The following is a 14371-nucleotide window of genomic DNA, read 5'->3' on the forward strand; positions in this document are numbered from 1 at the left end:
TTTGTCTCCGCGACCCGAATTCGGCATCGCGTAATCCTTAAATAGGGACCGCTGATTGCATTTCAAGAGATTGTTTTCTGCTTTTTTTACAAAAAATTTCAGGCCGCTTCCGCCACCGGCAGCCCCAGCAAACGCGAGACGTTATCCAGCTCGGTCTCACGACGCAGCACGGTAAAGAGCTCTACCGCCTCGGGATAATTGCGGGTCAGCATCGCCAGCCATTGCTTCAGACGGCCCGGCGACTGGCGTGGCGTCATTTGTGCCTTGGCTTGCAGCCAGAAGTCCTGGATCAGCGGCAACAACTCGGTCCAGGTCATCTCGACCACCTCTTCACCGGCCCGCGCCGCGGCGATCTGCCGGGCGAGATCCGGGCGCGAAACCAGGCCGCGACCGAGCATGATGTCTTCCACGCCGCTGATCTCGCGGCAACGACGCCAGTCTTCGACGCTCCAGATGTCGCCATTGGCGAACACCGGCACCTTGACCACGTCCTGCACCCGCGGAATCCACTCCCAGTGTGCCGGCGGCTTGTAGCCGTCGACCTTGGTCCGCGCATGCACCACGATATGTTCGGCACCGCCTTCGGCCAGGGCCGTGGCACACACCAGCGAGCCGTCCGGGCTGTCGAAGCCCAGGCGCATCTTGGCGGTGACTGGAATGTGCGCGGGGACGGCACGACGGACGTGCTCGACGATCTGGTTGAGCAGCTCGGGTTCCTTGAGCAATACCGCACCACCACGGGATTTGTTGACGGTCTTGGCCGGACAGCCGAAGTTCAGGTCGATCACTTCGGAACCCAGCTCACAAGCCAGCGCGGCATTTTCCGCCAGGCACACAGGATCGGAACCGAGCAGTTGCACACGCAGCGGCACACCGGAGGCCGTCCGGGCACCGTTGAGCAACTCCGGACCGAACTTGTGGAAATAGGCAGGTGTAAGCAACTGGTCGTTGACCCGGATGAACTCGGTCACGCACCAGTCAATACCACCCACACGGGTCAGCACGTCGCGCAGGATGTCGTCGACCAACCCCTCCATGGGCGCCAAAGCAATTTGCATGAAAAACACACTCGAGGAAAAACGTGCGGCAGTTTACTGGATAATCGATCGAAAGACTTGCGCATACCCTTGTGGCGAGGGGGCTTGCCCCCGTTGGGTCGCGAAGCGGCCCCGGCATTTCGTCAGATAAAATGCATCGACAGGTTTTGCGACTGCTTCGCAGCCGAACGGGGGCAAGCCCCCTCGCCACAGGAACCAGTGTCAGGCCGGGGTTTGCAACGCCGGGCCATAACCCTCGATGAACTCCGCCGGCATGCGCTTGGGCTTGCCCGTGGACAGCTCGATGCAGACGAAGGTGGTCTGCGCCCGCAGCAACGTCGAATTATCGCTGGGGCGGACCAACTGGAAGTGCCGGGTCATTTTAAGGCGCTGATCCCAATCGACGATCCAGGTCGCCAATTGCAACTCATCGTCCTCATAGGCTGCCGCCAGGTAATCGATCTCGTGCCGCACCACCGCCATCGCCCGGTCCAGCCGCCGATACTCGACCAGGTCCAGGCCAAGACGCTGGGAGTGGCGCCAGGCACAGCGTTCGAGCCAGGTCACGTAGACCGCGTTGTTCGCGTGCCCCAACCCGTCAATGTCCTCGGCGCTCACTTGCAGATCAATGATGAATGGCGTTTCCCGATCCCAGCCCATGCCCGACTCCCTGGTCAGATAATTTCGACCGGGGCAGTGTAACGGAAGCTCAGGCGGATTGGCGTGATTGCAGACTGCGCCCGGCCAGCAGTGATAACACGCCATCAATCACCCGAGGGTCGGCCAACACTCGCTGATGACCACCGTCTTTCAAACGCAACAAGCGGCTGTCGAACCAGGCTTCATGGATCAGCTGGGATTCCTTCACAGAGACAAAGTTGTCGTCTTCGGCATGGACAATCAGGCCGGGCATGTCGAGTTGATAGTGCGCGACATCCAGCGTCGCGGCTCGCATGCCGACATCTTGCTCGACCTGGCGAATGAACGCCGAGCGGGCCTTCGGTGGCAGCCCGACATAGCGGGCAAAACCACGCAACACACCGAGAATCCGCGCCGGGGCAGCAATGCTGACCAGGGTTTCGGTGCGCAGGCCCAACTGGACCGCGAGCATCGCACTGGCGCCGCCCATGGAGTGGCCGATGACCGCTTGCAGGGGTGGAAGTTCGGCGGCCGCTTCCAGCATGGCGCGGGCGAACAGCACCACATTCGCTTCACTGCCCGGTGAGCGACCGTGGGCCGGACCATCCAGGGCCACGACCGAGTAACCGGCATCGACCAGCGCGGTGATGAGGCTGGCAAACTGCGTCGGCCGCCCTTCCCAGCCATGCATCAGCAATACTGCCGGGCCCTGCCCCCAACGCAAGGCCGAGAGACCGAAACGCAAGGTGACCCGCTCGGACTTGGCCAACAGTGGCAGCTCCCAGTCACGCAGCGGCAGATCCCGTGGCGTCATGAACGCCTGTCGCATTTTGCTTGCGACCAGTTTCGGGGCAAACCAGCCCAAGGTGCCATTAACGCCACGAACCCACTTTAACGTGCTCATCGCATTCTCCTCAGGCCGCAGCCTTCAGGTCAACGCACCGCCGATTTGGCGGCGCGCAGTAATCGATCGGACAACTCTCCTGGCCCCAGCGCCCGCGCCAGAGCCAGCCCCCCCACCATCAAGGCCATGTCGGCCAGGGCTTTTTCGGTTTCTTCAGGGCTGGCCGCCAACTGCGCGACCATCAATTCCACATGCTCATTGAGCGCGACACGAAACGCTTCCGGCAGCCGCCCCAGTTCGCCGACCGATGCCGGGATCGGACAGGCCGATTCGGAGGAATCACGGTGCTTGCGCGACAGATAGAACGCCGCCACCAGCGCTCGGCGCTCTTCGCCGGTCAACTCCGCGTCCATGTCGGCAATCAGGTCACGGCGGTGACCGAGCAATTGCCTGAACGCCTCCAGCATCATCGCGTCCTTGCTTTCGAAGTGGGCGTAGAAGCCGCCGACCGTCAAGCCCGCCGCGCCCATCACTTCGCCCACGCTTGGCTCGGCCGGGCCGCGCTGAATCAGCGCTGCGCTGGCAGCCTTGAGGATGCGTTCGCGGGTTTGGGCTTTTTTATCGTTCATCGTTGCCTCCGAATATTACGATTGAAATATTATTCTCATAATAAATTTTAGCAAGTCATGGGCATGACCGCTGGTCTGAAGAACAGTTTTTTTGGAAATTTTGGAAATGGAGGAATTTGGCCAAACGCCAGACAAACAAAAGGGCCATTCAATAATTGAATGACCCTTATAAATCCCGCAGAGCGGGTAATCGTGGCGTCCCCTAGGGGACTCGAACCCCTGTTACCGCCGTGAAAGGGCGGTGTCCTAGGCCACTAGACGAAGGGGACACAAACCCTTCTATACAACTGATCAGTGCTGAGTGCTGATCGATTCAAGGCCGGTGTGGCCAGACCTTGAACTGTAAAATTGGTGGAGCTAAGCGGGATCGAACCGCTGACCTCCTGCATGCCATGCAGGCGCTCTCCCAGCTGAGCTATAGCCCCGGATTTTTCGCCTCGCGGCGGAGCGACATCTTGCAACATCGCTTCTGTAAAACTGGCGTCCCCTAGGGGACTCGAACCCCTGTTACCGCCGTGAAAGGGCGGTGTCCTAGGCCACTAGACGAAGGGGACGCAAACCCTTCTATACAACTGATCAGTGCTGAGATCTGATCGCTTCAAGGCCGGTGTGGCCAGACCTTGAAGTGTAAATTGGTGGAGCTAGACGGGATCGAACCGTCGACCTCTTGCATGCCATGCAAGCGCTCTCCCAGCTGAGCTATAGCCCCTCATCGTTGATGTCATCGCTGAGGACGGGGCGAATCTTAAGGGCGTATCGAAAGCCTGTCAAACTTATTTTTCAAAAAAATTAAAATTTTTTGCCGACATAACAATCACTTACCGCCCTCCCCCCCGAAAAATCGGGGTCTGAGGACCACTGCGCGCCCAACGACGGGCACACACAATGGCCATCAGCCCTTCATCAAGCGTGTCAGGCAATCGCGCCCAACAGCTTTTCCCACTCCTTGTTTTCTTTCTTCGACACGCCGCCCAGCAGGTCAATGGCCTGGCGCAGACGGAAACGGGTCAGGTCCGGCCCGAGGATTTCCATCGCATCGAGCACCGACACCGAGCTGGCCTGGCCAGTGATCGCAGCGAACATCAGCGGCATGGCATCACGCAGCTTCAGCTCCAGGGATTCGACCACCGCCTGAATGGTCGCGGTGATGCTGTCCTTTTCCCACTGACGCAGGCTTTCGAGCTTCCACAGGATCAACTGCATCAACTGACGAACCTGATCACCCGACAGCTTCTTCGATTCGAACAACTTCGCATCCGGGCTCACGCCACCGGCAAAGAAGAACCCGGCCAGCGGTGCCACCTGGCTGAAGGTTTCGACCCGGCCCTGTACGTGCGGTGCGATCTTCATCATGTATTCGGAATTGAACGCCCACTTCTGCACGCGCGCGGCGAACTCTTCCACCGGCAGATCGCGCAGCCACTGGCCGTTGAGCCACGACAGCTTCTCGATGTCGAAGATCGGCCCGCCGAGGGACACGCGCTTGAGGTCGAAGTTGTCGACCATTTCCTGCAGCGAGAACTTCTCGCGCTCGTCCGGCATCGACCAGCCCATGCGACCCAGGTAGTTGAGCATCGCTTCCGGCATGAAGCCCATGCGCTCGTAGAAGGTCACCGAGGTCGGGTTCTTGCGCTTGGACAGCTTGCTCTTGTCCGGGTTACGCAGCAGCGGCATGTAGCACAGCTCCGGCTGTTCCCAGCCGAAGTATTCGTAAAGCAGGATCAGCTTCGGTGCCGATGGCAGCCACTCTTCGCCACGCAATACGTGGGTGATGCCCATCAGGTGGTCGTCGACCACGTTGGCCAGGAAGTAGGTCGGCAGGCCGTCGGTCTTCATCAGGACTTGCATGTCCATGCGGTCCCACGGGATTTCAACGTCGCCACGGAGCATGTCCGGCACCACGCAAACGCCTTCGCTCGGTACTTTCATGCGGATAACGTGGGGCTCGCCAGCGGCCAGGCGACGGGCGACCTCTTCCTTGGACAGCAGCAGCGCGCGGCCGTCGTAACGCGGGGTTTCGCCGCGAGCCATTTGCTCGGCGCGCATCTGGTCCAGCTCTTCGGCGGTGCAGAAGCACGGGAAGGCATGGCCCATTTCGACCAGTTGCTGGCAATACTTCTGGTAAATGTCGCCGCGCTCGCTTTGACGGTACGGACCGTGCGGGCCGCCGACATCCGGGCCTTCGCTCCAGTCGATCCCGAGCCAGCGCAAGGCGTCGAAAATCTGCTGTTCGGACTCGCGGGTCGAACGCAGCTGGTCAGTGTCTTCGATCCGCAGGATGAACTCACCGCCGTGCTGCTTGGCAAAGCAGTAGTTGAACAAGGCGATATAGGCGGTACCTACGTGGGGATCCCCGGTAGGCGATGGCGCGATGCGAGTGCGGACGGTGGTCATGGCATGTCTCGAAAAGAATAAAAGCGAAGTTCAAACAAGGCGCGAATGGTAACAGGCGACACCCGCCCGGCTCCAGTGAACAGGGCATTTAAGCCAAGGTTGCGTCTGTAACGCCCGTACAGGGAGGTGAATGGCCGAAAATCAGCCGACAGCATTTACCGCTTATCGGCTGTATGCCAGATTTGCCCGCTGATAACTTCTCTTACAATTTCTCGACTACAGTTTGCCCCATGCCTGCCCAACTCAAGCGTCGCCTCTTCTCGTTCCTGCTGATTGTCCTGTTGGTTGCCGGGGGCCTGTTTGCCCATTGGCTCTTGAAGGGGCGCTTTTATGAAAGCACCGACAACGCTTATGTCCAGGGCGAGATCACCCGCGTGTCGAGCCAATTGGGCGCGCGTATCGATCAGGTGCTGGTGCAGGACAACCAGCATGTCGAGAAAGGCCAGTTGCTGGTCAAACTCGAAGGCGACGACTTCCGCCTCGCTGTCGACCGCGCCAATGCCGCCCTGGCCACCCGCCAGGCCGAACGCCTGCAAGCCCAGAGTAAACTGACCCAGCAGGCCAGCCTGATTGCCGCCAGCGAAGCGCAGGTCGCGTCCAGCCAGGCCAGCCTGGGTCGCTCGCAGATCGACCTGACCCGTGCCGAGACCTTGCGCAAACCCGGCTATATCTCGGAAGAACGGGTGACCACCCTCTCCGCCGACAACCACATCGCACGCTCGCAAGTGGCCAAGGCCCAGGCCGACGCGCAAAGCCAGCGCCAGCAGGTCAATGCGCTGAATGCAGAGATCAAACGCCTCGACGCGCAGATCGCCAACGCCAAAACCGACCTGGCCCAGGCCGAACTGAACCTGACCCGCAGCGAAATCCATGCCCCCATCAGCGGCCTGATCGGCCAGCGTGCAGCCCGCGAAGGCCAATATGTGCAGGCCGGCGCTTACCTGTTGTCGATCGTGCCGGACGAAGACATCTGGATTCAGGCCAATTTCAAGGAAACCCAGATTGGCCACATGCAACCCGGCCAGGAAGCCGAACTGACCTTCGACGCCTACAGCGACACCCCGATCAAAGCCCGGGTCGACAGCCTGTTCGCCGCCTCGGGCGCGCAGTTCAGCCTGTTGCCGCCGGACAATGCCACGGGCAACTTCACCAAAGTCGTACAACGGATTCCGGTCAAACTGACCTTCGCCGCGGACAATCCGCTACGCGGCAAGATCCGCCCGGGCATGTCGGTCACCGCCAAGGTGAACATCAAGGACGCCCCTGAAGAAATCACCCCCAAAGTGAGCCACAAAGACGCCCCTGACGATGGCCGGTGATCAACTGATCCGCCCGGTCGGCGAACCGACCCGGCGGGACTGGATTGCGGTGATGAGCGTGATGCTCGGTGCGTTCATGGCGGTGCTGGACATCCAGATCACCAACTCCTCGCTCAAGGACATCCAGGGTGCACTGTCGGCGACCCTGGAAGAAGGTTCGTGGATTTCCACTTCGTACCTGGTGGCGGAAATCATCATGATCCCGCTCACCGCCTGGCTCGTGCAGCTGCTGTCAGCCCGGCGCCTGGCGGTGTGGGTGTCCCTCGGATTCCTGGTCGCGTCCCTGCTCTGCTCCATGGCGTGGAGCCTGGAAAGCATGATTGTGTTCCGCGCCCTGCAAGGCTTTACCGGTGGCGCGCTGATTCCGCTGGCGTTCACCCTGACCCTGATCAAGCTCCCGGAACACCACCGCGCCAAAGGCATGGCCATGTTCGCCATGACCGCCACCTTCGCGCCCTCCATCGGCCCGACCCTCGGCGGCTGGCTGACGGAAAACTGGGGCTGGGAATACATTTTCTACATCAACATCCCGCCCGGCCTGATCATGATCGCAGGCCTGATGTACGGCCTGGAGAAGAAAGAAGCCCACTGGGAATTGCTGAAAAGCACCGACTACGCCGGCATTCTCACCCTCGGCGTCGGGCTCGGTTGCTTGCAGGTGTTTCTGGAGGAAGGCCATCGCAAGGACTGGCTGGAATCGAGCCTGATCGTAACCCTGGGCAGCATCGCACTGGTCAGCCTGATCAGCTTTGTGATCGTGCAGACCTCCAAACCCAACCCGCTGATCAACCTCGGCATCCTGCGCAATCGCAACTTTGGCTTATCAAGCATTTCCAGTGTCGGGATGGGGGTCGGGCTGTACGGCTCGATCTACCTGTTGCCGCTGTACCTGGCGCAGATCCAGAACTACAACGCCTTGCAGATCGGCGAAGTGATCATGTGGATGGGCGTGCCGCAGCTGTTTCTGATTCCCCTGGTGCCCAAATTGATGAAATACGTCTCGCCCAAATGGCTGTGCACACTGGGCTTCGGGCTATTCGGGTTGGCGAGTTTCTCTTCGGGCGTGTTGAACCCGGACTTTGCCGGACCGCAGTTCAACCAGATCCAGATCATCCGCGCCCTGGGCCAACCGCTGATCATGGTCACCATCTCGCTGATCGCCACCGCCTACATCCTGCCCCAGGATGCGGGATCGGCCTCGAGCCTGTTCAACATCCTGCGCAACCTCGGCGGCGCCATCGGCATCGCCCTGCTCGCCACGCTGCTGGATGCGCGGACCAAGGTTTACTTTGATTACCTGCGTGAATCCATCGTGCCGAGCAATCCGCAGGTGGCTGAACGGATCGCCTCACTGGCTGACCGGCTGGGCAATGAAACGGCAGCCTTGGGCAAACTCAGCGAGATCGCCCACCAGCAGGCGTCGATCATGGCCTACAACGATGCGTTTCATTTTGTCGGGATTGCGTTGGGGATCAGCATGGTGGCGGTGTTGCTGACCAAGAAGTTGCCGGAGGGGTTGAAGGCTGGGGAAGCACACTAATTGATACTTGCAGCGCCCTGACCGGCCTCATCGCGAACAAGCTCGCTCCCACAGGGATCACACCGAACCTTGTGGGAGCGAGCTTGCTCGCGAAGAGGCCCGTACATTCACCGCAAATCTCAGACAGTAATCAACCGCTCGCGCAACTTGCCAATCTCATCACGCATCTGTGCCGCCGCTTCAAACTCCAGATCGCGCGCCAACGCATACATCTTCTCTTCCAGGGCCTTGATACGCTTGGCGATCTCGCCCGGCGAACGCAATTCCGCTTCGTATTTGGCGTTCTCTTCCGCAGCCTTGGCCATGCCCTTGCGCTTCTTGCTACGCGAACCCGGCACGGTGGCGCCTTCCATGATGTCGGCGACGTCCTTGAACACACCTTTGGGGGTGATGCCGTTGGCCAGGTTGAAGGCGATCTGCTTGTCGCGACGGCGCTCGGTTTCGCCGATCGCGCGCTCCATGGAACCGGTAATCCGGTCGGCATACAGAATCGCCCGGCCATTAAGGTTACGTGCCGCACGCCCGATGGTCTGGATCAGTGAGCGCTCGGAACGCAGGAAACCTTCCTTGTCGGCATCGAGGATCGCCACCAGCGACACTTCCGGCATATCCAGGCCTTCGCGCAGCAGGTTGATCCCCACCAGCACATCGAAAGTACCCAGGCGCAGATCACGGATGATCTCGACCCGCTCCACGGTGTCGATGTCAGAGTGCAAATAGCGCACGCGCACGCCGTGATCGGCCAAATAGTCAGTCAAGTCTTCGGCCATGCGCTTGGTCAGCGTCGTGACCAGCACTCGCTCTTCCAGAGCGACGCGCTTGGTGATTTCCGACAGCAAGTCGTCGACCTGGGTCAGTGCCGGGCGAATCTCGATTTGTGGGTCCACCAGCCCGGTCGGGCGCACCACCATGTCAATGACGCGGCCAGCGTGTTCGGCTTCGTAGTTGCCCGGGGTCGCCGAGACGAAAATCGTCTGTGGGCTGATGCTTTCCCACTCATCGAAACGCATCGGCCGGTTATCCAGCGCCGAAGGCAGGCGGAAACCGTATTCCACCAGCGTCTCTTTACGCGAACGGTCGCCTTTGTACATCGCACCGACCTGCGGAACGCTGACATGGGATTCGTCGATCACCAGCAAGGCATCGGCAGGCAGGTAATCGTAAAGGGTCGGTGGTGCCGCGCCGGCTTCGCGGCCGGACAGGTAGCGCGAGTAGTTTTCGATGCCGTTGCAGTAACCCAGCTCGAGGATCATCTCCAGGTCGAAACGGGTGCGCTGCTCCAGGCGCTGGGCTTCCACCAGTTTGTTGTTGGAGCGCAGGTACTCCAGACGCTCCTGCAACTCGACCTTGATGCCCTCGACCGCGCCCATCAGGGTTTCCCGTGGCGTCACGTAGTGGCTCTTCGGGTAGAAGGTGAAGCGCGGCAGTTTGCGAATGACTTCACCGGTGAGCGGATCGAACGCCGACAGGCTTTCCACTTCATCGTCGAACAGCTCGATGCGGATCGCCTCGAAGTCGGATTCCGCCGGGTGGATATCGATCACATCGCCACGCACGCGGAAGGTCGCACGGGCAAAATCCATGTCGTTGCGGGTGTATTGCAGGTCAGCCAGGCGTCGCAGCAATTCGCGCTGGTCGAGCCGGTCGCCGCGATCCACGTGCAACACCATCTTCAAATAGGTTTCCGGGCTGCCCAGACCATAAATGCACGACACCGTGGTGACGATGATCGCGTCCTTGCGCTCCAGCAACGCCTTGGTCGCGGAAAGGCGCATCTGTTCGATGTGATCGTTGATCGAGGCGTCTTTCTCGATGAAGGTGTCCGAGGACGGCACATAGGCTTCCGGCTGGTAGTAGTCGTAGTAGGAAACGAAATATTCCACCGCGTTGTTCGGGAAGAACGCCTTGAACTCTCCGTACAACTGCGCCGCCAGGGTCTTGTTCGGCGCCAGCACCAGGGTCGGGCGCTGCACCTGGGCGATCACGTTGGCGATGCTGAAGGTCTTGCCCGAGCCGGTCACACCGAGCAGCGTCTGGTGCGCCAGCCCGGCTTCGATGCCCTCGACCATCAGGCGGATGGCTTCCGGCTGATCGCCGGCGGGCTCGAAACGGGTGACTAGCTGGAATTCAGACATGAAATACCTCTGGAATCACGCTTGCCGGCAAAACCGGCACGAACGAGAAAGACCGCAAACGACCGATGTCGCCCGAAGAAAAAACTGGATTGTGCTCAATGTGGAGCCGATTGCCATCGCTTTCAAGGCAAACGTCCTACATCGCGCAAAACCTTTGCCGACACCATTCGACTAACGGTCGCAAAATAATCGGAAAAACTTACCTTAAAAGCCGAATAGCCTGTCGCCATTGATCGCGGATGGCCTCTATACTAGCTCCCCGTTTGTGCACCGCTCTAGTGCATTCGGCTGGAGCGCGACACGTCCCTCCACACTCCATTCAGAGCCGCCGCAATAATGAGCCTGTTCTCCGCTGTCGAAATGGCACCACGCGATCCAATCCTGGGCCTCAACGAAGCATTCAACGCCGATACCCGGACCAACAAAGTCAACCTGGGGGTCGGTGTTTACTGCAACGAGGAGGGGCGAATTCCACTCCTGCGCGCCGTTGTCGAAGCCGAAACCATTCGCGCCGCTCAACACGTTTCCCGTGGCTACCTGCCAATCGACGGTATCGCCGCCTACGACCAGGCTGTGCAAAAGCTGCTGTTCGGCAATGATTCGCCACTGATCGCTGCCGGCCGTGTAATCACCACCCAGGCCGTTGGCGGTACTGGCGCACTGAAAATCGGTGCCGACTTCCTCAAGCAACTGCTGCCGAACGCCGTTGTGGCGATCAGCGACCCGAGCTGGGAAAACCACCGCGCGCTGTTCGAAACCGCCGGTTTCCCGGTGCAGAACTACCGTTACTACGACGCCGCGACCCACGACGTGAACCGTACCGGCATGCTGGAAGACCTGAACGCGCTGCCAAACGGCTCGATCATCGTGCTACACGCCTGCTGCCACAACCCGACCGGCGTGGACCTGAGCCCGGCGGACTGGAAAAACGTCCTGGAAGTTGTTAAAGCCAAAGGCCACGTGCCGTTCCTCGACATGGCCTACCAGGGCTTCGGCGATGGCATCGACGAAGACGCCGCTGCCGTACGCCTGTTTGCCGAGTCGGGCCTGACTTTCTTCGCCTCCAGCTCCTTCTCCAAGTCGTTCTCGCTGTACGGCGAGCGCGTGGGTGCCCTGTCGATCGTCAGCGAATCGAAAGAAGAAAGCGCGCGCGTGTTGTCGCAAGTCAAACGCGTGATCCGCACCAACTACTCCAACCCGCCGACCCACGGTGCCAGCGTTGTCGCTGCAGTGCTGAACAGCCCGGAACTGCGCGCCCAGTGGGAAGCCGAACTGGCCGAAATGCGCCTGCGCATTCGTGGCATGCGTACCCAGATGGTCGACCTGCTGGCACAAAAAGCGCCTCAGCGCGATTTCAGCTTCGTCGGTCGTCAATGCGGCATGTTCTCCTACTCCGGCCTGACGGTTGAGCAAGTTCACCGCCTGCGCAACGAGTTCGGCATCTACGCCCTGGACACCGGCCGCATCTGCGTGGCCGCGTTGAACCAGAGCAACATCAAGGTTGTGACGGACGCTATCGTCCAAGTCATCTGATGACACTTTGAAATGAAAAACGGGAAGCCATGGTGCTTCCCGTTTTTTATTTGTCACAGATAATTCTCAACGCAACGACCCAGCCCTCTAAACTCCACACAAGTCAAAATGTGGGAGCGGGCTTGCTCGCGAAGACGGCAGTACATTCAATACTTGTACAACCTGACCCACCGCTTTCGCGAGCAAGCCCGCTCCCACAGGATTTATGTACTAAGCATTCCCGAGAACCCATATGAAAAACGATGACCTGCGCGCCGACCGCGATGACCTGGATGACCTGGATCACTTCACCCCCCGCGCCCCGGCAAAACGCGGCAACAACCTGGTGATGCAAGTGGCCGCCGGTGTGTTTCTCGGCGGCCTGGCCCTGTGGCTGGTACAATTGGGTGCCACGGCGCTCTACGCCAAACTGATGCTTGGCACGATTACCTTCGGCGGTTAAGCCAGTTCGGTCGCACGCTGGCTGGCAGCGTCGTCGTAGGCGACGTATAGCGATTCAGCGACCTGGCTCTTGATCGCTTTAGTGCTTTCCAGGCCCAGGACAAAACCTTCGGCCTTGCCGCCAGCACGGTTCAATGCTTCAGCGGTGCCGGCCTGAGTGATGGCGTCGAACAACTTTTCGGCGTGGGGGCCGACACCTTTGGGCAGGCTGATCTGAGAGATGCTCATGGGTGCACCCCGTGGTGTCGAGGTGTGAGGGTCAAATGATTCATGGCGCGTACCTTTTCGGCGAATGGCCGGCAGCGCGTGTCACCACTTCCGGGCAGCCATGGTAGACCTCTGGGGCGATCCTGGTAACCGCCAATCGCCGCTAAACCACCGCCCGCCCCGCTGATTCGCTCCAATTGTTATTCGGTGCTTGACTTCTCTTTTTGAATCAGTAAGATACGCGCCATTCCGCGATAGCTCAGTTGGTAGAGCAAGTGACTGTTAATCACTGGGTCCCTGGTTCGAGTCCAGGTCGTGGAGCCAGACAGCAACATCGAAAAGCCCCTGAATCGAAAGATCCAGGGGCTTTTTTGTGGTCGATTGAAAAGCCAACGCCTGAAAAGCAAAAAGCCGATCTGTCTATTCGACAGATCGGCTTTTTTCAGTTGCCGTGAACGTCAGACATGCTCACTGCTTTTCGTGTGGACCGCCCGTGGTTCTGCCACGCCATGTTCCGATTCCAGCACCGGAATCTCCTTGCCATCGCAATCATGCAGTTTACCGTCGCTGAAGTAGTCCCCTTCACGCAACGCCGCCAGATCCTGATAACGCAGCACCCGCTCGGTACCGGCCGCAAACACCGATTGCTGGTCGGAGTTGCCGGCGGTGAGGTGGTTGAAGGTCAGGTTCAGCACGATGGCCATGATTGCCGAAGAACTGATGCCCGAATGGAAAATGGTCGCGAACCAGCTCGGGAAGTGATCGTAGAAGCTAGGTGCAGCGATCGGGATCATGCCGAAGCCAATCGAGGTCGCGACGATGATCAGGTTGACGTTGTTGCGGTAGTCGACCTTGGACAAGGTCCGAATGCCGCTGGCCGCGACAGTACCGAACAGCACGATGCCAGCGCCACCCAGTACGGAGGTCGGTACGGCGGCGATGACCCGGCCCATGAAGGGCAGCAGACCGAGGATCACCAGGAACAGACCGCCGGTTGCCACCACGTAGCGGCTCTTGATGCCGGTGACCGCCACCAGACCGACGTTCTGGGCGAAGGCGCTCTGGGTGAAGGAACCGAAGATCGGCGCGAACATGCTCGACAGCATGTCGGCGCGCAGACCGTTGCCCAGGCGCTTGGAGTCAACCTTGGTGCCGATGATCTCACCGACGGCCAGAATGTCCGCCGAGGTCTCCACCAGCGTCACCATCACCACGATGCACATCGACAGGATCGCAGCGAAGTGGAAGGTCGGCATGCCGAAGTGGAACGGCGTCGGGAAGCCGAACATCGGGCCCTGGGTTACGGACGAAAAATCCGCCATGCCAAGGAACACCGCGATCACCGTACCAATGACCATGGCCAACAGAATCGACAGGCGAGAGATGGTCGCACTGCCGATTTTGCTCAGCAGCAGTACCAGCACCAGCGTTACCGCCGCCAGACCGATGTTCGCCGTGCTGCCGAAGTCCGGCGCATGGCTGTTGCCGCCCATTGCCCAGCGCGCGGCTACCGGCATCAGCGTCAGGCCGATGGTGGTAATCACGATGCCGGTCACCAGTGGCGGGAAGAACTTGGTGATACGCGAGAACACCGGGGTTATCAGCAACCCGATCAGGGACGCCGCTATCACCGCCCCCAACACCGATTGAAAC

12 protein-coding genes and 5 tRNA genes are annotated in these 14371 nt (G+C 60.0%); 5 read left to right on the forward strand and 12 right to left on the reverse strand.

Annotation, left to right across the window (positions count from 1 at the left end; genetic code table 11):
- Positions 1 to 98 precede the first annotated feature (98 nt).
- The 9 genes from KGB20_RS04945 to gltX form a co-directional block, all read right to left on the reverse strand.
- Complete coding sequence (locus tag KGB20_RS04945) at positions 99 to 1058, reverse strand: tRNA dihydrouridine synthase (RefSeq protein WP_057396160.1); 960 nt, start codon at positions 1056 to 1058, stop codon at positions 99 to 101.
- Positions 1059 to 1259: 201 nt separating this feature from the next.
- Positions 1260 to 1697 carry an acyl-CoA thioesterase gene (locus KGB20_RS04950; protein WP_154910080.1) on the reverse strand — a complete coding sequence of 146 codons (438 nt, stop codon included), beginning with the start codon at positions 1695 to 1697 and terminating at the stop codon, positions 1260 to 1262.
- Between the two features lie 49 nt (positions 1698 to 1746).
- A complete protein-coding gene (locus KGB20_RS04955) occupies positions 1747 to 2580 on the reverse strand; it encodes an alpha/beta fold hydrolase (protein ID WP_057715583.1) in 834 nt (277 codons plus the stop codon).
- 29 nt (positions 2581 to 2609) lie between these two features.
- Complete coding sequence (locus KGB20_RS04960) at positions 2610 to 3149, reverse strand: TetR/AcrR family transcriptional regulator (RefSeq protein WP_057715584.1); 540 nt, start codon at positions 3147 to 3149, stop codon at positions 2610 to 2612.
- A gap of 193 nt (positions 3150 to 3342) precedes the next feature.
- A tRNA-Glu gene (locus KGB20_RS04965) sits at positions 3343 to 3418 on the reverse strand.
- Positions 3419 to 3498: 80 nt separating this feature from the next.
- Positions 3499 to 3574: transfer RNA gene (locus KGB20_RS04970), tRNA-Ala, on the reverse strand.
- 53 nt (positions 3575 to 3627) lie between these two features.
- Positions 3628 to 3703, reverse strand: a tRNA-Glu gene (locus KGB20_RS04975).
- A 79-nt stretch (positions 3704 to 3782) separates the two neighbouring features.
- Positions 3783 to 3858, reverse strand: a tRNA-Ala gene (locus KGB20_RS04980).
- A 203-nt stretch (positions 3859 to 4061) separates the two neighbouring features.
- On the reverse strand, positions 4062 to 5543 hold the full coding sequence (gene gltX, locus KGB20_RS04985; RefSeq protein WP_154910079.1) for a glutamate--tRNA ligase: 1482 nt from the start codon (positions 5541 to 5543) through the stop codon (positions 4062 to 4064).
- Positions 5544 to 5773: 230 nt separating this feature from the next.
- Between gltX and KGB20_RS04990 the strand changes: the two genes are divergently transcribed.
- Positions 5774 to 6862 carry an HlyD family secretion protein gene (locus tag KGB20_RS04990; protein WP_154860620.1) on the forward strand — a complete coding sequence of 363 codons (1089 nt, stop codon included), beginning with the start codon at positions 5774 to 5776 and terminating at the stop codon, positions 6860 to 6862.
- Between the two features lie 49 nt (positions 6863 to 6911).
- A complete protein-coding gene (locus KGB20_RS04995; protein ID WP_174245540.1) occupies positions 6912 to 8402 on the forward strand; it encodes an MDR family MFS transporter in 1491 nt (496 codons plus the stop codon).
- A 119-nt stretch (positions 8403 to 8521) separates the two neighbouring features.
- Here KGB20_RS04995 and uvrB read toward each other — a convergent pair whose 3' ends face one another.
- Positions 8522 to 10537 carry an excinuclease ABC subunit UvrB gene (uvrB, locus tag KGB20_RS05000; RefSeq protein WP_057715588.1) on the reverse strand — a complete coding sequence of 672 codons (2016 nt, stop codon included), beginning with the start codon at positions 10535 to 10537 and terminating at the stop codon, positions 8522 to 8524.
- Positions 10538 to 10873: 336 nt separating this feature from the next.
- Between uvrB and KGB20_RS05005 the strand changes: the two genes are divergently transcribed.
- The gene (locus KGB20_RS05005; protein WP_008050829.1) at positions 10874 to 12070 is read left to right on the forward strand and encodes an amino acid aminotransferase; all 1197 of its coding nucleotides are present in this window, start codon (positions 10874 to 10876) and stop codon (positions 12068 to 12070) included.
- 232 nt (positions 12071 to 12302) lie between these two features.
- Complete coding sequence (locus KGB20_RS05010; protein ID WP_057715590.1) at positions 12303 to 12512, forward strand: hypothetical protein; 210 nt, start codon at positions 12303 to 12305, stop codon at positions 12510 to 12512.
- Here KGB20_RS05010 and KGB20_RS05015 read toward each other — a convergent pair.
- Positions 12509 to 12739: a hypothetical protein gene (locus tag KGB20_RS05015; protein WP_007978659.1), complete on the reverse strand. Its 231-nt coding sequence runs from the start codon at positions 12737 to 12739 to the stop codon at positions 12509 to 12511. The two genes, KGB20_RS05010 and KGB20_RS05015, sit on opposite strands and share 4 nt — an antisense overlap.
- Positions 12740 to 12966: 227 nt before the next feature.
- Here KGB20_RS05015 and KGB20_RS05020 point away from each other — a divergent pair.
- A tRNA-Asn gene (locus KGB20_RS05020) sits at positions 12967 to 13042 on the forward strand.
- Positions 13043 to 13176: 134 nt separating this feature from the next.
- Here KGB20_RS05020 and KGB20_RS05025 read toward each other — a convergent pair.
- A partial coding sequence (locus KGB20_RS05025; RefSeq protein ID WP_223473722.1) for a nucleobase:cation symporter-2 family protein occupies positions 13177 to 14371 on the reverse strand: 1195 nt, incomplete at its 5' end.

The organism is Pseudomonas sp. BF-R-30, assembly GCF_019956175.1.
GTDB lineage: Bacteria > Pseudomonadota > Gammaproteobacteria > Pseudomonadales > Pseudomonadaceae > Aquipseudomonas > Aquipseudomonas jessenii.